Origin of the sequence: Nitrospira sp. MA-1, from assembly GCA_032139905.1 — a bacterium.
Taxonomy (GTDB): domain Bacteria; phylum Nitrospirota; class Nitrospiria; order Nitrospirales; family UBA8639; genus Nitrospira_E.
The window spans coordinates 1,291,265-1,313,500 of the sequence record JAQJDB010000007.1 but is presented as its reverse complement, the minus strand read 5'-3'; the positions used below and the strand labels follow the sequence as shown (position 1 = coordinate 1,313,500).

Genomic DNA, 22,236 nt, shown 5'->3' with positions numbered 1-22,236 from the left:
GAGTGTATTGGGACGATCATGGTGGAAATTATTCCGTTGAAGCCGCGGCCTCCGTTGGCGCAGGATTGTCCATTGGCACAGAAACCTCCTTTGCCGCAGGGCCCTCGGTATTGAGGCGGTCATAACCAGGTGCTGGTGTGACGATGCGCACTTTTTCGTTTTCGAGCAATGCCGCGCTGGGATTATTCACAATGCGGTCGGTGGAAGTAATCCCCTCTGTGACCTCAACCGTGGCGTCGAGGATTTTGCCCACGGTGATCGATTTAAAATGAATGCGATCGTTATCCGTCAACATGGCTACTTCGGTGCCATTTTCCTGGAACACCATCGCGCTGGTTGGAATCGTGAGGAAATCAGAATCAACGGACGTCGTGAGAGTTACCTTGGCGTATGAGCCAGGCCAGAGGGCTTTATCTTCGTTGTCCAGCACGAATTCGGTAACCGCGGTGCGGGTGCTCACATGGAATCCGCCTGCGACAGTAAGGAATTTTGCTGTAAAACGACGACTGGGCATTTGCGGCACGGTTACCTCAGCCGTCAGGCCTGGCTTGAGAAATGCCCCGAAAGACTCCGGCACAGAGATAAATAGGCGCACCTTGCTGACGTCGGCCACTGTAAAGAGGTTGCTGATCGCACTGGGAGAACTGATCGTGCCTTCTTTGTTGACATAGTCACCGACATTGATGTTGCGATCAATCACCACCCCATCGAAGGGCGCCACGATCGTTTTGAACCGAATCAGCGCCTCGAAATTTCTGACATGCTGCTCCGCGGCATTGACCCTTGCTGCTTGGGCGTTCGCTTCTGCTACTTTTACCGAAATCGACTGCTCGGAGACGGAATGTTTATCGCGGAGCGCCAGATAACGTTTTGCGGTCAATTTGGCAAGACCATATAGGGCGCGTTCAGACGCCAGATCCGCCTTGGCCTGCCGATATTGAGCGTCAAGAGCCGGCGCGTTGATTTTGGCCAGAATGTCGCCTTTCTTCACCTTGGCTCCGTAATCCGTGTACCACATTTTCACATAGCCCGAGACCTGGGCGTAGATCGGCGCCTCAAACCAACCTTGGATATTGCCTGGTAGAGTAATGGTCTGAGTTGGTGGTAGGGGTTTGGGATTGATGATGGCCACGATTGGAACGGCGTCTTCAAGTGTCTCCTCGCGTAGCGTAGCGGCGCCGCTGTTGTGTGCATAGATTCGATAGCCCATGTATAGAAGGCTCAGCAGAATTGCGAAGATCACAAGGCCTCTTCCACGCAGGATCTTCATATTATCCATGGTCCTTTTGGCGAGCCCCTCGCCTGTTGTAGATGATGGCATACACGCAAGGCACGAAAAACAGGGTAAACACGGTCGCGACCATCAGACCGCCGATGACAGCCCGACCCAACGGCGCATTGGGGGAATTGCCCATCGACATCGGCAACATCCCGATGATCATGGCCGATGCCGTCATCAGCACCGGACGGATGCGGGCTTTCCCGGCTTCGACAGCAGCCAGCATCGCGTCTCCGTGCATTTCGAGCCGTTCGCGGGCGTACGATACGATAAGAATCGAATTGGCGGTTGCTGTGCCCATCGTCATAATAGCCCCCGTCAGCGCCGGCACGGAAATATTCGTATGGGTCAGGAACAATGCCCATGCAATACCCGCCAAAGCCCCGGGCAATGCGGTAATAATGATAAAGGGGTCCAGCCAAGATTGAAAGTTGACAACGATCAGAAGGTACACCAGCACGACGGCAAAGATGAGACCGACAATCAACTCAACATACGCCTCATACATGGTTTCGGCTTGCCCATGAATTTCAAGCGCTGCACTGCGTGGCAACTCGTCCTCCAGGCTTTTGGCAGCCTTCTCGACATCCGCCAGAACCCCTCCGAGGTCGCGCCCTTCGGCAGACACGTAGATATTAAACAGGGGCATAATGTTCGCGTGCGAAATCAGGCCGGGCGTTCCGATCATTGAATGCGTCGTCACATTACCGAGTAGTTGTACGTTATCTTGCGACGAATCGAGATTGTTCTGATCGACAGGGACCGTCATGAGATTTTTAATGCTCGTGAGCTGAGGCTGCGGCGTATAAATGTTGATCTGATAGGAGATACCCGTTTTGTGATTGAGCCAATATTGCTGGTCAATCTGTTGACTACCCGAAGTGGATAGCAGCAGATTGTCGGCGATTTCCCCCTCGCTCAGGTTTGTGCCAAGACCGAACGTGCGTTGGCCTTCAACGAAAAGGGTCGGCGTGCGCATCGTCTGCTGTATCGTCACGTCCCTGGCGCCGGGAATCTTGCGAAGCTCTCCTGCCAATTTTCGTGCGAACTCGTAGTTGGCGTACATCTCCATCCCATTAATCTGCACATCGATCGGCGCGGGCGAGCCAAAATTGAGAATTTTGGCGGTCAGATCAGCCGGCTGAAATGTGAATTCGGTTCCTGGATACCGCTCACTTAGACCTTTGCGGAGAATACGCCGATAGTCCCAAACCGGTGACTTTTCATTTTTCAGGTCGATCGTCAGGTCGCAATCCTGCGACCCGATCGTCGGGGTCGGAATAAAAGCGAGGTTATGCGGTCCGACCGGCAGGCCGCAATTGCTGACGACCCCTTCAACCTGCCCGGGAAGCATCTGCGCGATGTCTTTCGAAACGAGAGAACTGAGACGGCTTGAGACCTCAATACGCGTACCGAGCGGTGCCCTCATATGCATCTGCATTGTCCCCGACTTGACCTCAGGGAAGAAATCCCGCCCATTAAAGAAAAACAGGCTAAGGGAGGCAAGCGCGAGTGCGAGAGAGATGGCGACGAAGGTGCGACGATGGAGGATTACCTGTTCGAGACGGGCATTATAGCGCTCACGGAACCGGTCAAAGCCGCGTTCGAAACCCTGCTGGAAGCGGACGAAGAAGCTCTGGGGTTTTTCCGGTTCGCCCCCTCCACCGGCTTCAGTGGCCTGCGGCGCGTGGTGATCCGCGAGGATATATTTTGCCATGGTCGGCACCAGCGTACGCGACAAGATGAACGATGAGAGCATGGCGAAAATGACCGCCTTTGCCATTGGTGCAAACAGCCAGCCGGATACGCCGCTGAGCTCAAAGAGCGGGAGCCAGACGATCGCGATGCTTAACGTGGCAACCAACGTGGGGACGATAATCTGGTTGGCGGCGTCCACGATCGCCTCCTCAAGGGGTTTACCCATGGCAATATGGGTATCGATATTCTCAATCATCACCGTCGCGTCGTCGACGAGGATGCCGACGGCCAGCGCCAATCCTCCTAACGTCATGAGATTCAGCGACTCTCCTGCTAAGTTTAAGCAGATGAGTGCGGACAGGATGGAGAGCGGGATCGAAGTGGCGATAATAACGGTTGGCCGCCATGAGCCCAGCAACATCAGGACGATAAGAGCCACCAGCGCGGAAGCCGTCGCCATTTCTTTTACCACATCCGCGATCGATTCCTTCACGAAAAGCGAGGCGTCGTTGAGAATCTTAACCTCTACGCCCTTGGGCACGATCTTTTCAATGCGAGGAATCGCCTTCTTGACCCCATCGACCACCTCCAACGTCGAAGCCTCCCCGCTCTTCATGACGACGAGGGTGACGGCCTGTTTGCCTTCCACCAGCACGGCATTCGTTTGTGGAGGGCCGGCGAGGGTCACGTTGGCCACATCACGCATATAAATGAAGGCGTTTCCCTCTCTCTTGATCGGAATATCGTTAAAATCCTCGACCTGCAACGGCATCGCGTTTGTCTGGACCATCCAGTCGGTGGCCTTAATCTTTTGGTCGCCAGCCGGCAGCACCTTGTTCTGCTTGTCGAAAGCATGGAAAATATCTGCTGGGGTAAGGTTACGAGCAAGTAATTTCTGCTGATCAAGCGAGACCAGAAGCTGTTTCGGCTGTCCCCCATAAGGATGTGGCAAGATGGCCCCGGGAATAGTCACAAGAAGGGGACGGATTTGAGTAAAGGCAAGGTTATAGAGCTCTGCGGGTGTCAATGTGTCTGAGGTGACCTGCAACATCGCGACCGGCACTGAGGACGCTTCCAGACGCATAATCATTGGTGGGGAAATATCTGGCGGCAGCGCTTTCACGACAGTCTGCGCAATCGCCGCAACCTCGGCTTCGGCGCCGGCAAGGTTGACTCCCTCCTGAAGAAAGATATTAATGATGCTGATGCCGAAATAGGATTTGCTGTCAATCTTCTTGATGCCCTCGACGGTCGAGGTCAACGCCCGTTCAAAGTAAAACGTGATACGACCGGATACATCACTCGGCAACAAGCCTGCGTAGGACCAGACAACGGAGATGACGGGAATCCTGATATTCGGAAAGACATCGGTTGGCGTTTGGAGCACCGACTTCGTCCCGAATATCACGATTAAGATGGCAAGAACGACGAAGGTTAAAGGCCTTCGGAGGGCAATAAGGACAAGTTGGTTCATGCGTACGCTCTATTAAAAGCCTTTCAATTCTCCATCATTGATGCAGAGCTGACCTAAGAGATAGCATCTCCCAACCAAAATACCTCCTCTCGCGTCCTCTAGGGGATAACAAACAGGGAACTACTTAGCAAATTGAATTAGCGAATAGCAAAAAACCTAACCAATTGGATGGCCTCGACATCCGGCAGGGCATGGAAAGATGCGCGCACATTATGGGGATCAGATCGTGGCCATCTAGTCATTTCCAAATTTTTGAATAGCCAACCATGAAAAATTCGGACTGGCGGCTTAGGCTGTTGGACCGGAAATGTGAGAGAATTCTTCAGTCGCGTGAAAATGTGGGATCAGAAAGGTTTTCCTGAATCCTTTTTCAGGAATCATAAAAGAGGCATTGATCTTGCTTTGATGGATTTTCTGGATATAATTCTCGAATTCAATTTATGGTCGACTCAAGACTCTAACCTATTTGTGAAAGTTTATTAAAGGCATTTAAGGCGGCCACCTTGTAACATTCGGCCAGTGTCGGATAATTGAAGACCCGGTCAAGAAAATAGTCCAGCCCACCCCCTAATTCCAGTACCGCTTGCCCGATATGGATGAGTTCCGTGGCACCCGTGCCGATCACATGGACACCGAGAAGCTTCCGGGTCTCCCGGTGAAACAGCATCTTGAGCAAACCATTGTCATCCCCCATAATTTGCCCACGGGCGATTTCCTTATAGCGAGCCACTCCGGTTTCATAAGGGATTTTTTTCTCCGTCAGCTCATGTTCATGCGCGCCGATCATGGAAATCTCCGGAATGGCGTAGATGCCGAAGGGAAAGTGCGTATCCATCGGACCGGCACTGACTCCAAAGGCATGGCACGCCGCCCGTCGGCCCTGCGCGGCAGAAGTGGAGGCGAGACTGGGGAACCCAATCACGTCCCCGGCGGCAAAGATATGGGGGACCTGGGTTCGAAAATCCTCATCAACTGCGAGGCGCCCCCGGGCATCCGCGATAAGACCCGCTCCAGCCAAATTCAATCGGTCGGTTGCGCCGATTCTCCCGGCGGAATACAGAACCATGTCGGACACGAGGCGCTTCCCGGACTCCAATTGGATCACCGCTTGTTTGGGCGGGCCTTCAGCAATAGTCAATGCGCCCACGGTTTCTCCCAATCGGAAGGTCACATCCCGGTTTCTCATTTGATGAATGAGTTCCTCAACGATTTCATTGTCGAGGAATTCCAGTAAATGCTCTCGTTTATCCACCACGGTTACGTCGATTTCGAGTGCGGCAAACATGGAGGCATACTCCATCCCGATGACGCCCCCTCCGACAACCACTAAACGTTTGGGCAGAGATGTGAGGTGAGCCATCTCATCACTGGTAACAATGATTTCACCATCCACGCCGGTACCAGGCGGCGGGGCGGCTACGGTTCCGACGGCAAGCAGAATATTCTCAGCAGTGACCGTTTTCGTTCCCTGTTCTGTGTGAATAACGAGGGTATGGGCATCGGTAAAGGCGGCTTCGCCGGAAATGAGTTCGATATCATTCCTCCAAAGCTGATCCTCCACAACATCGACTTCCCGGTTGCGGACAAATTGCACACGGGAAAAGAGTTGTTCCGCTGTGGGACGGTGCCGTTCCCGATTTCTTGTCTCTTGAACAAACGGATGGTTGGTAGCCATGAAGGATAACACGGCCTCGCGTAGGGTTTTGCTGGGAATGGTTCCGAGTTCTATGCATACCCCCCCCGCGCACTGCCGACGTTCAACCACTCCCACCCGCTTCCTGAACTTAGCGGCTTGGATCGCAGCTCGTTGGCCTGCCGGGCCGCTGCCGATGCATAAGAAATCAAAATCGAATTGATGAGTCATCGGGATCCAAAATATATCAGGCCAAATTTGAGGCCATGCCAAAAAATGCATTAGGGACGTTACATGACATCCTTAATGTGGACATGGAATAGGGAAGAGCCTCAGACCTATTCACTAAAACGCTCCCTCAATGTTACCACAATTATTTTTCCCAAAATACCGAGTAAATTGTGACCATATCAACGGGCTGGCAATGCTTTATCTGCCCGTTGCTTTTAATCCGGATTGAGCCCCATCAGGGCAAGGAAATTAACATTCCTGTAATTATATTCTCAATACATTAGCATTTAGTCTGCTCATTATTCGTATATCGTATGGCGATCCCGGTTAGTGACGTGACAGTATAACTGTAGGGAATCGCCATGCCTCTTCCGTAACCCATTCCGTAACCCCAACCAGGATACCCATAACTTCCCATTCCCCAGGGTCCTCCCATCATCATGGGGCTTTGGTAGCTGACTCCATGCTCCAAATATTTTTCAGATTTGGTAAACACGACCGCATCACTGCCTAATGAAGCTGCCTTTTTAAGAATATAGGTCTGCTCGGTGGCATAACTGCCCGACCCACTACCTTCCATACTCAGTTGTGCAATGTCGATATGGGCACAGGAGGGCTCACGAATTAAAATTTCAACTTCCTGCCATGAGGCTTTGGGCGGAAAGGTCTGGGAAGTGAGAAGAAGCGTATTGACGGACGTACATCCGGTCATGAATATTCCGAAACCGAGGAGCCCTATGAAAACCATGTCCCGCCACACAGGCATGTGCTTGATGGCATGACGTTCGCTCATGGAAGGTACCGCTCAAACATGTGCCCTTCTGTGATCAGGCGGCGCTCTTCGATTGTATCCCGTTGTCGGCGGTAGACTTCAAGGCTCGTCCGGTACTGGTCTTCATGGAGACGCCAGGCAGCCATTAACTCATGCGGTTCACCGGAAATTCCCTGCACTTTTTGTAGCATGGTCTTCGCAAATCGCAAATGTTCAAGTTGCAGTTCCCATTGTTCCAGGTGCAGTGTCCATCCTTGAAGATCAAGTGCTCGTAGTTCCTGAATGACTGGGTCATGTGTGACAGGGAGATTTTGCAAAAAATTTATCCGTTTTCTGATTTCATCCAGGTTGATGGTCAATTCTCCAATGTGTCTTTCCACATCACTGAGAATGGATTGTAAGGGCCGAATTTCTTCGGCGAGTCCCGCCTCGGTTCCCATTCCCGTGACGATCACGGTCAAAACCACCAGAAGCACCCTCAATCTTTTGGCTATAGACATCATGTTTCCTTTCTCTTACCTCCAACAGTGCGTTCCCCTATGTATACCGGACAAACCGATCTCTTCCCATTCTGAATCACCGTATCAAATTGCCACAAGGGCCATGTACACTCGTCACCGTCATCCCGTTGGCCGATTTTTTTTCATGGGTCCATTGATCACAGAACCCATACACTAAAACACCGCAAAGCACCGAATAATTATTACGTTCGGAAAACTGCGTCGATTGGTAGTGTATGGCCCTCAAACTTAAGGTTTCAATGATTTTGTTGTACGTGTGCATTTTGGCAAATCACTTGGAATACGTATCACGATAGTACTTGAACGCTGAAACATCTCGCACATTATAGGATCGATGGGTATGGGAAAAGGCACGACTATGCGCGGTGTCCCCTTTCCCGCTAATCCCGAGACGGTGTAGCTTTTGTATCGGGAATGACTGGATTATAGACAAGCCACCCACATGTCAAAATACCAAAGGCCGGGATTTTGCCAACCGCCCCTCGTCCATGCTTCCCCTTCTAGGACTGTAAAATACCACTCATCTACTTCAATGCCCGGAGCGAAGGGCATTATCTCTGCCAGGATCTGATTCCCCAGCCGTGGGGAAATCCCTGATGAATCACCAAAGCAAAAGCTGGTCTATTCTTGCATTTGCCGTAGCCACACCGTCTTGAGCATGGATAAGCGGCGTTTCAGGATTGCTCAGCCCACCGAGATGGAAATCGAGTTCACCATTGGTCAGTCCCAATATTTTATTACAAAATGGCCTCCCCCCTACGGAGCGTTCCTCTGTATCAGAATCGACCATGGTATTCAACACCGATTCGCATCTCAATTATTCAAAAGTTTACGGGTTTGCACCTTCTCGAATGGTGTGCAGGTCTATGGGAAAAGTCCTGAGGGCTTATCCTTTATCCCGGAAACGATCATTCAATTGGGATTCAGATGCTAAGGCCAGATGACTACGAACTCAACTGTGATCTCCCTTCATGCATGAGAGGAGAATTGTTACCTCGCCAGGTAGATGTGGTGTAATCGTCCTAGCTCGATGGTGTAGGCTATCGACAGGCGCCGTTTAGAGCCAAGCCATAAATATAGATCCAAAACAGTTCATTTCAAGTTTCAGCAAATTTTCCGCACACAGACCTCAGAGACACGGTGAGATTTTGAGAAACCAGATCAATCACCTTATCTTTCATCCTTTAAGTATGTCAGAATCAGAAAGGGTTCGGTCGCAATCCATCAAAGACTTTTTCATTGATCGATGAAGTCATTTTGAGAACCACAAGGAGGACATCATGGAAGTGCTCACATTACTCATTGCTATCGTCGCGTTAGTAATTGCAATTCTGGCGTTTCAGCGAACGGGCGGGGGAATGCGGGATCTCCGCAGACGAATAGAAGACCTCACCGAAAAATCCGAGCAGGCGACCAAAGGGGCTCGCGACATGACCGCTGATGCCCTCAGTCGCCTGGAAACGTTTATTCGCGGACAGCAGAAACCTTCTCCAGTGCAGCAGGAACCCCTGGAGGACGAACCTCCAATCACACAGCAGACCTCTTCTCCAACAGAACCGGAAAAACTAAAAGACGAACCTCCAACCACACAGCAGACCTTTCCTTCAACAGAATGGGAAAAACCCATAGACGAACCTCCAAACACGGAACAGAAACCATGAGACCATGGGTCATACCGGCGACGGTATTTTTTCTAGGATTAGGCCTTGGCTTCAGTAGCCCGATGTTAGCCTCACGGTATTTGGATTCCTACCTTCCCGCTTTTTTGAAGGACGCCATGCATCCACTTGAAGGATCGGTGACACACAAAAAACGCCAAGAGGATCGTTTACTGGTCACCATGACGACTCAAGACGGAAGCATTTTAGCCACCTTTCAACAGCAGGCGCCTGAGATCGACCTCCTTATTGAGGAACGTGATCTGGTAACATTAGACGTGCCGAAATACGAACCTTTTATTCACGATCCCACTTTGCTTCGGGTCACCAAACACAAGGAGATGAACCCTGCCCTTGCGGCACCTCCGAATCCGTCCATTCCATCTGCCCCGACAAAGGAATCCGACTCAATGATTAATTCCCCAGGATCTGCTCCCTAAACTAACGAGGCCGTATCGAACACCTGTTCTCCTTGAAGTTGACTCCCATATTTCTCTGGTCTTAACAAAAAAGAGGTGAAAGTGATTTGGTTAACCGAAGTACGTCAGTGGAATAGGTCCATGCTATGGATTCTATCAGTTCTCCTGTTAGTGGGAATACTGACCGGCTGCGGTGCCATGAATGCCATACCCCTTCCTGAATCGCCAACTGCAGTCCAACAACTCCTCATGGCTCAAGCTGTGGAGCGAAGTCTGCATGGAGAGAACACCATGCCCATCCTCTTAACCCCTGGAGAGACGGTAAGTCTCGATATCTCTGGATTGCACGTGGCAGATGGATTGCCCGTTGCCCAAGGTTTTTTCAAGGGTGCAATTGGGGGTTGGCTGGGAGAAAGCGGACTGAAAATCGTTGCGGATCCAGCTAAAGCCAAGTACCGAATCCACATCCTTGTTCAGGGTCTAGGAGTCGAGCAACGGTCCTCCTTGTTCGGGTTACCTCCAATACAGAGTGCACTCCTCCCAATTGCCTTGCCCGAGATTGCGATATACGCATCCCAAAAATTGTCGGGATATTCCCGATTCCGCCTGGATATTTACGAAACGGCGACGGGACAATTTGTTCGCTCCACTCCCTGGTTCCAAGGGTCAACCTACTTCAACGAATATACCATCCTGTTTTTTTTCGACTTTGAGTTTACCGATTTGATCGCTCCATTTTGATCCGGTGCTCTTATTTTCAACCAGGAATCTTCAAACATCCCCGGCCAAAAATAAAGAACCCTTGGACAAAGAGTTTAAATGCCGCAGACAAAAGCTCCTCTGATAAATCCGTGAATTTCCGGAAACCCTTCTCAGCCTGATTCTTTCAGGAAGATTTCACCACCACATACAAATGACGCGAAGAACGGACAAGCACCACCAGTAACGCTTGTTCCTTTTTAAGCCGATTAAACCATGAGGAATACTCCCTGACGGATTCCACGGAATGCATATTCAATTCAATAATGACATCTCCTTCTATGATCCCCGCTAATTCAGCAGCACACCCTTCTTCAAGGAATGAGACCACAGCTCCCTTGGTGACAGGATTCAACTCATATTCCTGAATGGCCGCCTCATCGACATCGGCCACTTCCACTCCGGCAAGCGGATGCTCCACCCGAGGCGTTCGAATACGCCGCACCTGAGGGATCGGTGGTTGCTCACGGATGATCATTCTTACTTTACGCTCTTTTCCATTCTCGATAATACCCAATTCGATCTGTTCTCCAATATTGGCACGTGTCACTCCCTCCAAAAGCATCTGTCCATCTTTCACGTGTTTCCCTTGGTACTGAAGAATCACCTCTCCCCGGTGTATGCCGGCTTTATCGGCGGGTCCACCAGGAACCACATCGGTCACTAGCGCCCCTTCACTGTTTTTCAGGCCAAACCACGGAGCCAACTCCATCGTCATTTCCTGCACCCCCAGACCTAAATATCCTCGGACAATCTTTCCATTATTGATCAATTCCTCTAACACAGGTCTTGCTAATGAAGAGGGCACAGCGAACCCCACCCCCTGATACCCTCCATTTTGAGAGGCTATTGCCGTATTAATGCCAACTAATTCTCCCCGTGTGTTCACCAAGGCTCCACCTGAATTCCCAGGGTTAATTGCCGCATCGGTCTGAATGAAATCTTCAAAGCGGGCTAACCCCATGCCTCCTCGGTCAAGAGCGCTGACTATACCAAGCGTCACCGTTGAATTCAGACCAAACGGGTTGCCAACAGCCAGTACATATTGGCCAACAGCTAACGAGGAGGAATTTCCCCAGGGAATCACTGGAAGGTTTTCAGCCTGAATTTTAATAACCGCCAAATCTGTTTCCGGATCCGCACCAACCACCTTGGCTGAAAATTCACGCGCATCTGGAAGAGTAACAAGGAGATCACGGCTTTCGGCAATTACATGATTATTGGTCACAATATATCCGTCGGAAGACAGGATGACTCCTGACCCTGAACCCTTTTGACGTTTGCGAATACCCGGTGGCGGTTGGCCCTCACCAAAACCTCTAAACGGGAGTGGCACGCCTCCACCCCGAGAATCAACAATATCAATGGTTGCGGTGATATTGACCACAGACGGGGTCACCGCCTGAGCCACGTCTTCGAATCCTCCTTGCTTTACGGTCCTTTCCTCCGTTCGTTCTATGGCCGACTCTGATGGTTCGCCCGCCCACCCCAGAGTTCCCTCCATTCCGATACTCATGGCAAAAACACCGGCACAACCGATCCACATCGCCAAGGCCGGACTAAAGACCTGTCGGAACCAATGACCCCTCACCTTCCTCTTTTTATTGCCCATTTTCATCCCCATGACTAGTTCTAGATGCCTGTACTGCATTCCCGGAATAGAATCTGCGATGGGGTAAATCCCCGAATGTCCCCAATAATCCATCAGGTAATTTATTCTTACACCCTCTTCACTGTATGCCATCCCCATCCTCAAGCTTTTTTTATATGAGCGGATCGAAGATTTTTTCAAATGAGGGTGACGCCCTCCTCAAGGAACACGACGGCAAAAAAGCATGTGTTTCCCCGAATAGGAGAGCATCGCAACCAGAGGTTAGAAGGCGAGGGAGAGTCTCTACTCAAGCAACGATTATTTAACCCCGGAATAATACCGGATAATATCCGAAACGGAGACGACCCCGACGATCCGGTTACTTTCTGTGACCGCAAGATGGCGTGTCGCTTTTTCTTTCATCAGGCGCACAGCTTCCACAATTGGATCACTGGTCTCAATGGTGACTAACGGTTCACGCATGCAGGTCTTCACCGTAGTTGTCACGGGGTCTGTTCCGGATGCAACAACCTCTCGAGTCAATTCTGTTTCAGTGATATATCCCAAGAACTCATCCCCATTTTGAACCAATACGGAACCGATTTTCCATTTTTGCAAGCATTGTCCGACTTCCTGCAAGGTGGCATCAAGCGATACAGATCGAACAGTTTTTGCCATATAGTCCGCAACGTTTGGACCGGAACCTTTCCGTTTCCTGGATTCCTGTGAGAGAGAGGCCCTCCTGGCCTCAAGATCGGCAATACCGCTTTCCAAAACTCGCTGACGTTGCCGGACCGTTTCGCGTTGGGATTGATGGGTGGTGCCTTCCGGCGCTCCTTCTGGAAGATTCATGAGCCCCGCTGCCTCCCCAAGTTGAGCATAGTCATACGTATCTAATAGCGGGGAAGAACTTCCGAATGCATCGGCGAGAATGTCTTCCGTGGTCGAATCAAATTCGTTCAAGGATGCGGGAGAAGGCTCATCTATCAGAAATCTTTTTATGATCTCTAACTGCTTACGAATTCGAGAAATATCTTGATCCAACGTTCCCACTCGATCCGTTTTAGACGTCTTGGATGATTCCATAAAGCCTCCTCTCCTCAATGATTAAGATAAAAATGAGCGAAAAAACGATACTACCCTACCATTAATGAGTAGGCAATCAGAAGTTTTCCTGGAATGAAAAGCCCCTCCCGAGGCGGAATGGGAGTGGTGGAGCAGAGATGAAGCGGACACCGCCCCCAACCGATCAATGATCAAGTTTCCAACAAACTTGAAAGCAAGGTGGCAAGCCCTAAGAAACTAAAAAACCCGACCACATCGGTGATCGTCGTTAACACAATGGAGGAGGATTGCGCCGGATCCTGTTTGAGTGCCTTCAAAGCGATGGGAATGATCGCGCCGGATAACCCGGCAATGACCATCGAAATAATCATGGACAATCCGATGATGAAGACCATGCCCAGCGACCGGCTCCATAAGCCCACGGCGAAACAGGCTGTGGCAGAGACGGCCAGCCCATTTAAAAATGCGACATAGACTTCTTTTCCACTGACCCGGAGCCATTGGGATGGTCGGATATCCCGTAAAGCCAACCCGCGAATGACTACAGCGAGAGATTGAGCCCCGGTATTGCCTGATTGCCCGGCGACAACCGGAAGCAGGACGGCCAGGGCCGTAAATTTGGCAATCGTTCCTTCGAACATTCCCACCACAAAGGCAGCCGCAAATGCCGTTAACAGGTTGAGCTGCAACCACGGCAATCGTTTTCGGACAGAAAACCATACAGGGGAAAGCGCACGCTCATCCTTATTCGCCCCCACCATCGTGAGTAGGTCCGCACTCGCATCTTCCTGACTGGCTTTAATAATGGCTTCGTTTCGGACAACGCCTAACAGCCGTTTGTCCAAATCCACAACGGGAATCGTAAAAAAATGACGTTCACCAAAGAGTTCGACAATCTCTTCACGTGACTCCAAAGGATGAATGGTGGGAAGATCCTGAACCATGACCGACTGCAATTTTTCTTCGGGATCCACCAGCAGCAAGTCACGAACGGAAATCCGGCCCACAAGCTTTTGAGTTCGATCAATGACATAGACATCGTGAACATCCTTTTGCGCCCTGATCCGCACCTGGACCATGGCTTCCCGAACCGTGCTTTCCTCCTGTAACACAAAAAATTTTGGATCCATAATACGACCGACGGATTCCTCCGGGTAAGTCATATAGGACCGGATTTCCTGTGCATACCGTTCAGGGACTCGGAAAAGAATCGCCCGTTGCAAATCGTCGTCCAATCGTTGAAACAAGGAGGCAGCCAATGACGGCGAAAGATGCGGCACAACCTGCTTCAGGAGATCGGTGGGCATGATCGCCAACGTATCCGCGGCGACGGGAGGAGTGATACAGGCAAGTAGATTCGCGGCATTTTTCGGACTGGTTCCTTGCAAGACTCGCAGAATATCCTCCACCGGATACCCTTCCAGAATACGTGCGGCTTCCTCATGATGGTTCTGAAAAAACGCCTCGTTGAGAAGATGACCTCTTCCCCGAACTTTTGTGCTGGTCTGCGTGGTCAGATCCCTCACCCTATTTTGTTCCGTTCTTGCAGGGTTTCCGCGACATCAGTCATTAAACGAATGCCGGTTAACGAATACACTTCCCAAAGTTGCATGAGCGAATCACTCACCGAACCCAATGGAGCCTTGCCTCCGACATCTTTCTCAATCCTGCGTAACATTCGATATCGCAAGGCGCCAAAAAAGGTTCCCCATCGATCCACCACCGGCAATGTATGAAACCGGCTCCACTCAGAATGTTTGAGAATTTCTTCCAGATTGGCCTCTGCTGATAACGTGGTGATCTGGGTCTCCATTAATGTTCCGACTAAATGATCAGACCGATCAATGAGCAGTTGCCTCAATGTGAGGACACCTTCCAATTTGCTATCGCGATCGATGACATAGACATAGTACATGGCTTTCTGGCCATAGGTACGAATACGGTCTATAGCCTCCTCGACGGCAATATCAGGTGGAAGCGTGAACACCTGAGGATCCGCTAAGCTTCCGGCCGTGTTGGGTGAATACCGCAAGGCACGGCGAAGGGTAGCCCCCATCGGATTATCCAACCGGTCTAATATGTCCTGGCGAACAGGTTCCTCAAATTGCCGAAGAACCCCGATAGCAGATGTGGCATTCATGGCGCTTAAGACACCCGCTCCGAGATCTTTCGAAAGCTCTTCGATTATTTTGGCAGTGGACACCGGCAAGCAATGCTCTAACACACCAGCGATTTCTTCGCCGGGCAAGGCCTCCAGGAGCGAAGCCGATTCATGAGGATCGAGGGATTCCAAATGACGAGCCGCTTCCACGGGATGGGCCTGCAGATACCCAAGAGTCAGCCGATGTTCGAGTTCCATAGGCTAATGCTCAGTATGGGTGATGACGGCTGTTGATTCGGTGACCTGGGTAGCAGGAACAATGACTCGTCCATCCCTGGTTTCTAACACGACCGAGATGGGTGTCACCGCAACCACGGTTCCCTGGTTCTCCCCGATTTTTACGGTCATGCCCACCCGAACCATTGATCCCAAATAATGAGCAGCAATGAGATTGGCCACGGCAGTTCGTGACCCCAACCCAAACGACAACGCTGCACCTCCGATCAATCCCGCCAATAAGATAACAATGGTATTGTTCAATAATTCTGTATTAATCCCGAGTGCATCAATGGCCGTCACCACGATCAACAGGACCACGGCCACATAGACCGCCTGGGCCACCATCGTCCCGTGGGTAATCCCTGCCGAGCTACACGTCATGGTAATCAATTCACGGACAAAGTTCGCGGCGATCAAACCCAAAACCAGCACCAACACGGCAATACCGACTTTGGGAATATAGTAGGCAATACTCGTCAACGCATCCGAGACCATCGTTAAACTCAGAGTGTCAGACGCTTGAATGAGAAAGACCAGGAAAATAATCCAAAAACCAATCATCCCTAATATTTCGGAACTTTTCTGCTTGGTTCCAGATCGTTCCAACAAGGTTTGCACGGCGGTTCGACTCAGCAACCGGTCAAACCCCATCAATTGCAGCAAGCGGGTCACCACGACAGACACCAGCCTGGCCAGCACATAGCCGAGACCCAACAACATACAGGCCAAAATCAAAGTGGGTAGATAGGCAACTATTTGGGCCAGGCTCGCAGTAACCGCCTCGGCTAAGCCATCCACCCATCCGGCCATCGTCAGTTTTTTCTCTTGCATATGAAGGATCGCCCTCTCTTCCTGATCGCCCTACTTAGAGGAAATACCGTGTTTTCCTAACCAGATTCGATGGTCATGGGAATATTTGACAATCGTTGATCATAGTCCCCTCTTAGACATCACGCAACTGACATTCGGGCGAGATACCCCATTTGATTCAATTGGGTATACAACCTGACTGGCCATCCTTAAAAAAGGGAAGAGTTCATGAAACCGTTTCCCTGGACATCCGATGCGTACCTCCACCCTTCCTTCGCTCGCGTTGCATAGCCCGAGCAAAACGCAGGATGGCCGGATCTTTCAGCCAGGCAGTCAAGTCTCGACCAATCCGAACCCGCCACGAAGGATAGACTGAGTCCGGTGCTCCAGGCAGATTAGGTGTATCAATTTCTGCCAACAGATCTTCAAGCTGCACGATAAGCAGGCGGGAAGGTGTCCTGGCTAAATACCGGTACAGGACTTGAATCATGTCGACCGAAAGGCTAGAGGGCATCGCCTCGGCAGAACAGAGGCCCTCACGATGTAAAGCCTCCCATAACCGTTTCCGATCAGCAGCACGCCCTCGCTGATCTTGCTCGATATCCATTTTCCTGAGGTATACACCCGCTTCCTGCCTAATGAGGATATCTTGTCCAGCCCAAAAACCTTTAAGGGTAGGGAGGTCATGTGTCGTGGCGGCCACAAGCGCCTGCTCAGGATAGGCATGTGGCGGGATCATAGCTCCTCCGTTCTCTCGTTCAAAAAATAGCAGGCGATAGGATAGAAGTCCGGCCGCATCTAATTTTTCTCGAATGGCAGGAGTGACCGCACCAAGATCTTCCCCAACCACCATCACCTTTCGTCGCACACTTTCTAAAGCCAGGATCGCCAAAATTTCATCCACATAGGTTCTGACATAGACGCCATCCTTACCTGTTCCGCCTTGGGGAACCCAGAACATCCGAAACAAGCCCAGAGCATGGTCGATCCGGAGGACTCCTCCATGTCGCATGTTTTGCCGTAAGGTTTCCCTAAAAAATCGATAACCGTCTTCCCGCAATCGAACGGGATTGGGAACGACCAGTCCCCAACTTTGTCCATTGAGATTAAAGGAGTCCGGCGGCGCACCGACGGTGATGTCCGATGCAAGCTGATCTTGAAAGACCCAGGCGTCGGCTCCATCCGGATGAATGCCAACCGGTAGATCGTGATACAGCCGGAGAGACAACGAATGTTTCTTCGCGACATGATCAAGTTGCTGTAATTGCAACTCACACAGCCATTGAACATATTGATAAAATTGTACGCGAGTGGCATAGGATCGTTGAAAAACTTCCACATCAGGAGACTGGGGATGCTGAAAGGCTTTCGGCCAGGTACGCCAAGCCACCGTTTCCAGATGTTCAGTCAAGACCTGAAACGTGCAAAACATTGTCAGATGCGGGTGGAAGCCGGACACAAATCTGGTAAACGCCCTCCCACGTGCCGTGAGGGTTTTAGGCTGGAGATGATGCCGTCGAAAGACTCGAAATAATTCCTCCAGGACTGTCCATTTCAATTTCCCTACGGCTGCATAATCGACCAGTGGACTCTCCCGAAGCTGTTGGAGGGTATGTTGAAATTTTGCACCCTTGGCTTTTTGGCGAAGACCAGTCGAAGTCCGCCATTCGTCCACGCCTTCCAGATTCAAATACATGGGACTCCAGAAAAGGCGGCTGGAAGGGGAATAGGGGCTTGTTAATCCTGACGCCGGGATATGCAGAGGATTAACCCCGATGGTGGCCACCCCCCAACGAGCCCCTGCCACTTTCATGACGTCCCCTAAATCTCGAAAATCTCCAATCCCCCAATTCTTTCGGGATCGTAAGCCATAGAGTTGCAGAGAAATTCCCCAAGGCCGCTTAGGCGAAGATGGAAGATAACATTTCCTGGGTGCCACAATGAGTAGCGTGTGGGCCTCAATTGTTCGTTTAGAATCAAACTTCACACGGACCGACAGACGGAAGTATCCGAGCGGAAATTTTCCCGAAAGAGGGAAATGCACCTGGACATATTTAACTCCTTGGATTGCCTTCTCAGCTTTCACCTCACCACCGGCACCTCGCAGTGTTAGGTGCCGACAGCCCCCCTTCTCATCCGTCACCTGGACAGTGAGGGATACCTTCTCCAAACTGATATCATCAAGAGGAAGAGACAGAGGTAATTCGAACGGGGAATCAGAAGGATACCGCACCACCACTGGGTCAATAACCTGTGTCCAGGATTGTGATTCCGCATGAGAAAGGGAGTCATGAATTTCCTGTTTCGATGAGGCCTTCACCCCCATACTTTCCAGTACTTTCCTGAGATGAGGCACCGTGACCTGTCGCTCAACACCTAATCCATCATGATAAACGGATCCAATGCCATACTGCTGACCTAACTGCCAAATCGGCTTCGTGGCAAATTCATGGTTATTCATCGTTGTTACTCAAAAAATATTTTTTGATGGCTATTAGTGAGAAAATCTCTCTCAACCCTTCCTCATACTCAGTTGGTTGCATCCGACGAGTGAAGGTGGCTTGATGACGAACCACGCATCCACCGCATTATTCATATTCGCTAACCCAGGTCATAAGGGTTTCCCCGTCATACCCTGTGGCAGGGTATTCTCCATTCACAAACCTATGTTTTCCTTGCGTTTAACCATTGTAAGGGAAGATCCATCTTGTGTCTTCTACAAACCTCTTTGTTAACTACCAAATAAACAGATCGCATAAATCAAAATTTTGCGCGTTCACCACTCACCTGGGCCTTGGCATGGGAACATTTCCACCCACTCACAGGAAAACTCCTTTTCCTCTTTTCGTAACTCTGCAATGGCCATGCAGAATGACTCAATCCAGCCAGGCAGCTTGGACGAAGAGCCCTATATCCGGTACAATAACCTATAATATGAGTCATATTGGGGTTCCTCTAAATTCAGACAAGTATAGGAGCTGAGAACCGAATCATGCCCCCTAAAACACCAGACGAAAAACCAGTCAAGAAGAAAACGTCAACCACAAAAAAAACGCCCACTGCAGGCAAGACGGCCTCAAAAACCAGCGGAAAATCTGTAGCATCAGCTACCACCAAAGGCCCAGCGATGTCTCAGACTAAACACCAGGATCCCCAGACCTCCTATCCAGGTCCCTCTATGGCTCTATCCGAAGAATTGCGGGAACGCATTGCCCAACGCGCCTATGAAATTCATCACCGGCGCGGAGGCCAACATGGCAGTGATTGGGAGGATTGGCTTCAAGCCGAGCGTGAGATCCTTTTACAGCAGCCCCCCCCAGTTTAGTGGACAATCGAAACATTGCTTCTTGAAAACCAGACACCTATTACTAACTGACATTCTAACAATGGAGGATATCTCACATGGATAACGACACTCGATACGTCTTACTCGCTGGACTTTCATTAATGGTCGGAGTGGTTCTCGGAACGGGACTGGGTCTGTTAATGGCTCCCCAGTCAGGATCCCGAACCCGTCGTCAGTTAAAGAACATGATGGAAGATGCCAGCGAACGGGCCGGAGAATTTGCGGATGATGCCAAAGAAGCGGTCACTGGCATTGTCGAGCGCAGCAAAAAATTTGTTGTCTAACGGATTGATGCAAAGGTACTGTGCCACCAAAACGCTCATGTCTCCGGACATGTCCTAAAACTACCTGCCCAGATGAGGGCATGGTGGCTGATTCGGTTCGACACCATCCTTTTTCCATCAGGCCCAGTGATAGGTGACACTGGAGTCTTTGGTCAGGATTTCGGAGTTCGAAACAAGGCAAGCCCTCGGGAAACTAAATGGTAGGGTTGGCCTCCTTTCAGCAATTTCGTATGTTTGGGACTTTTCTTGTCAACAGGCACAGCCGTATCAAACTCCAACTCCCACCGCACCGACTTGGTGTGAGCAGGGAGAATAAAATCCACATCCTCATGATGGGCGTTTATCAATACGAGAAACGTCTCATCCACAATGGGCCGCCCCTGACTATCTTTCTCCACAATGGCATCCCCTGCTAACCGAATTCCCAAGGTTCGAAGCCCCATCTGCCAATCTTCATGGGACATTTCTTTTCCATGCGATCCGAACCAGGCTATATCCTTTACCTCTGAGTCCTCTACCCGGCGCCCTTGAAAAAACCTCCGGCGTTGAAACACCGGATGGGTTTTTTTTATGTCAATGAGCAGCTTCACAAAGTCCAGCAATCCGAGTTGGGATCGCGTTAGGTTCCAATTCACCCAACTTAACTCGTTATCCTGGCAATAGGCATTGTTATTGCCCTGCTGTGTGCGACCCAATTCATCTCCACCACAGATCATCGGCACTCCCTGAGATAACAACAGGGTGGCGAAAAAATTCCGGACCTGTCGATCACGTAATTCCTGAATTGCGGGATCATCGGTCGTACCTTCGACACCACAATTCCAACTATCATTGTCATCGGTCCCATCCCGATTTCCTTCCTGATTGTCTTCATTATGCTTGTGGTCATAAGACACTAAATCCTGGAGGGTAAATCCGTCATGGGCTGTCACAAAATTGATACTGGCATAGGGTTGCCGCCCGCTTTCTCCATAAAGATCGCTGCTCCCGGACCAACGATTGGCGACTTCCCCAAGTAATCCACCATCCCCCTTCCAATACCGGCGTATAGAATCGCGGTACTTTCCATTCCACTCCGCCCATCCAGGTGGAAAATTTCCTACCTGATAGCCGCCTTCTCCCAGATCCCAAGGTTCCGCGATCAGCTTCACCTGCGACAACACGGGATCCTGGTGAATGATGTCAAAAAAGGCACTGAGTCGATCCACATCATGTAACTCACGTGCCAGTGCGGATGCCAGATCAAAACGGAAACCATCCACATGCATATCGATCACCCAATACCGCAAGCTGTCCATGATCAGCTGTAAGGTCCGTGGATGTCGGACATTCAGCGTATTTCCACAACCAGTGTAATCCATGTAATAGCGTGGATTGTCCGGGGACACGCGATAATAGGAGGCGTTATCAATCCCCCGGAATGATAGGGTCGGCCCGAAATGATTGCCCTCTCCTGTATGGTTATAGACCACATCGAGAATGACCTCGATGCCGGCACTATGAAGTTTCCTGACCATGGACTTGAACTCGTCAACCTTTTCTCCGCCACCGGGGAAAGCCGAATACCGAATGTCCGGGGCAAAATACCCAATGGAATTGTACCCCCAATAATTGGTGAGGCCCTTTTCCTTCAGATAGAGATCATTCACAAAATGTTGGACCGGCAACAATTCCACGGCGGTAATTCCGAGCGCTTGCAAATATTCAATAATCGGCGGAGACGCCAAACCCGCATAGGTTCCCCGCAGTGATTCAGGAACATCCGGATGCCGCATCGTCATACCCTTGACATGGATTTCATAGATCACGGTCTGCTCCCAGGGAGTATTCAGAAGTTGGTCGCCTCCCCAGCTAAAGGCCTGGTCGACAACCACCCCTTTCGGAATGTTTGCCGCATTATTGCGATCGTCGATGGAGAGATCACCTGCCGGATCTCCAAGACGGTAGCCAAACATGGAATCGGACCATCGCACGACCCCCGTCAAGGACTTCGCATATGGATCGATGAGAAGCTTGGCAGGATTAAACCGGTGCCCAGCCCCAGGATCATAAGGCCCATGTACCCGGTATCCATAGAGTTGACCCGGACGCACCTCAGGTAAATATACATGCCAGACTTGATCCGTTCGTTCCTCAATAGGAATCAGATGGGTTTCCCGATCCTGAAGTTCATCGTCAAACAGACAAAGATCCACACCAGTCGCATTTTCGGAGAACAGCGCAAAATTGACTCCCTGCCCGTCCCATGTGGCACCAAGCGGGTATGATCGACCTGGCCAAATTCTCATAGATTCTGCTCTCCTGGAAATGTGTTTC

General features: G+C 50.7%; 18 protein-coding genes. 5 read left to right on the top strand and 13 right to left on the bottom strand.

Features of this window, described 5'->3' with window-relative positions; translation table 11 throughout:
- Positions 1 to 28: 28 nt before the first annotated feature.
- From PJI16_18760 to PJI16_18735, 6 genes are all read right to left on the bottom strand, one after another.
- On the bottom strand, positions 29 to 1,279 hold the full coding sequence (locus tag PJI16_18760; GenBank protein MDT3779610.1) for an efflux RND transporter periplasmic adaptor subunit: 1,251 nt from the start codon (positions 1,277 to 1,279) through the stop codon (positions 29 to 31).
- Positions 1,272 to 4,451 carry an efflux RND transporter permease subunit gene (locus PJI16_18755; GenBank protein MDT3779609.1) on the bottom strand — a complete coding sequence of 1,060 codons (3,180 nt, stop codon included), beginning with the start codon at positions 4,449 to 4,451 and terminating at the stop codon, positions 1,272 to 1,274. Before PJI16_18755 ends, PJI16_18760 begins: the two co-directional genes overlap by 8 nt.
- A 457-nt stretch (positions 4,452 to 4,908) precedes the next feature.
- A complete protein-coding gene (gene sthA, locus PJI16_18750) occupies positions 4,909 to 6,315 on the bottom strand; it encodes a Si-specific NAD(P)(+) transhydrogenase (protein ID MDT3779608.1) in 1,407 nt (468 codons plus the stop codon).
- A 280-nt stretch (positions 6,316 to 6,595) separates the two neighbouring features.
- Complete coding sequence (locus PJI16_18745; protein ID MDT3779607.1) at positions 6,596 to 7,108, bottom strand: hypothetical protein; 513 nt, start codon at positions 7,106 to 7,108, stop codon at positions 6,596 to 6,598.
- On the bottom strand, positions 7,105 to 7,590 hold the full coding sequence (locus tag PJI16_18740; GenBank protein MDT3779606.1) for a hypothetical protein: 486 nt from the start codon (positions 7,588 to 7,590) through the stop codon (positions 7,105 to 7,107). Before PJI16_18740 ends, PJI16_18745 begins: the two co-directional genes overlap by 4 nt.
- Before the next feature lie 619 nt (positions 7,591 to 8,209).
- A complete protein-coding gene (locus PJI16_18735; protein MDT3779605.1) occupies positions 8,210 to 8,398 on the bottom strand; it encodes a hypothetical protein in 189 nt (62 codons plus the stop codon).
- Positions 8,399 to 8,888: 490 nt separating this feature from the next.
- Here PJI16_18735 and PJI16_18730 point away from each other — a divergent pair, with 490 nt between their 5' ends.
- The 3 genes from PJI16_18730 to PJI16_18720 all read left to right on the top strand — a co-directional run bounded on the left by PJI16_18730 (position 8,889) and on the right by PJI16_18720 (position 10,426).
- Positions 8,889 to 9,269 (top strand): hypothetical protein, encoded by a 381-nt coding sequence (locus PJI16_18730; protein MDT3779604.1) that lies wholly within the window; start codon positions 8,889 to 8,891, stop codon positions 9,267 to 9,269.
- Positions 9,266 to 9,706, top strand: a complete 441-nt coding sequence (locus tag PJI16_18725; GenBank protein ID MDT3779603.1) for a hypothetical protein — start codon at positions 9,266 to 9,268, stop codon at positions 9,704 to 9,706. Before PJI16_18730 ends, PJI16_18725 begins: the two co-directional genes overlap by 4 nt.
- Before the next feature lie 120 nt (positions 9,707 to 9,826).
- On the top strand, positions 9,827 to 10,426 hold the full coding sequence (locus PJI16_18720; GenBank protein ID MDT3779602.1) for a hypothetical protein: 600 nt from the start codon (positions 9,827 to 9,829) through the stop codon (positions 10,424 to 10,426).
- Positions 10,427 to 10,571: 145 nt separating this feature from the next.
- On the opposite strand, the gene PJI16_18715 is transcribed toward PJI16_18720, so the two are convergent.
- The 6 genes from PJI16_18715 to malQ all read right to left on the bottom strand — a co-directional run bounded on the left by PJI16_18715 (position 10,572) and on the right by malQ (position 18,751).
- A complete protein-coding gene (locus PJI16_18715) occupies positions 10,572 to 12,188 on the bottom strand; it encodes a Do family serine endopeptidase (GenBank protein ID MDT3779601.1) in 1,617 nt (538 codons plus the stop codon).
- A 165-nt stretch (positions 12,189 to 12,353) separates the two neighbouring features.
- Complete coding sequence (locus PJI16_18710; GenBank protein MDT3779600.1) at positions 12,354 to 13,121, bottom strand: CBS domain-containing protein; 768 nt, start codon at positions 13,119 to 13,121, stop codon at positions 12,354 to 12,356.
- A gap of 170 nt (positions 13,122 to 13,291) precedes the next feature.
- The gene (mgtE, locus tag PJI16_18705) at positions 13,292 to 14,626 is read right to left on the bottom strand and encodes a magnesium transporter (GenBank protein ID MDT3779599.1); all 1,335 of its coding nucleotides are present in this window, start codon (positions 14,624 to 14,626) and stop codon (positions 13,292 to 13,294) included.
- Positions 14,623 to 15,459: a CBS domain-containing protein gene (locus PJI16_18700; GenBank protein ID MDT3779598.1), complete on the bottom strand. Its 837-nt coding sequence runs from the start codon at positions 15,457 to 15,459 to the stop codon at positions 14,623 to 14,625. Before PJI16_18700 ends, mgtE begins: the two co-directional genes overlap by 4 nt.
- 3 nt (positions 15,460 to 15,462) lie before the next feature.
- Complete coding sequence (locus tag PJI16_18695; GenBank protein ID MDT3779597.1) at positions 15,463 to 16,311, bottom strand: mechanosensitive ion channel; 849 nt, start codon at positions 16,309 to 16,311, stop codon at positions 15,463 to 15,465.
- Positions 16,312 to 16,516: 205 nt separating this feature from the next.
- A complete protein-coding gene (malQ, locus tag PJI16_18690; protein MDT3779596.1) occupies positions 16,517 to 18,751 on the bottom strand; it encodes a 4-alpha-glucanotransferase in 2,235 nt (744 codons plus the stop codon).
- Positions 18,752 to 19,282: 531 nt separating this feature from the next.
- On the opposite strand from malQ, the gene PJI16_18685 reads away from it, so the two are divergent.
- Both PJI16_18685 and PJI16_18680 read left to right on the top strand, forming a co-directional pair.
- A complete protein-coding gene (locus tag PJI16_18685; GenBank protein ID MDT3779595.1) occupies positions 19,283 to 19,615 on the top strand; it encodes a DUF2934 domain-containing protein in 333 nt (110 codons plus the stop codon).
- Positions 19,616 to 19,692: 77 nt separating this feature from the next.
- Positions 19,693 to 19,920, top strand: coding sequence for a YtxH domain-containing protein (locus PJI16_18680; protein MDT3779594.1), 228 nt, complete (start codon positions 19,693 to 19,695; stop codon positions 19,918 to 19,920).
- 152 nt (positions 19,921 to 20,072) lie between these two features.
- Here PJI16_18680 and glgX read toward each other — a convergent pair whose 3' ends face one another.
- Entirely contained in the window at positions 20,073 to 22,208 is a 2,136-nt protein-coding gene (gene glgX, locus PJI16_18675) for a glycogen debranching protein GlgX (GenBank protein ID MDT3779593.1), read from the bottom strand.
- Positions 22,209 to 22,236: the final 28 nt, after the last annotated feature.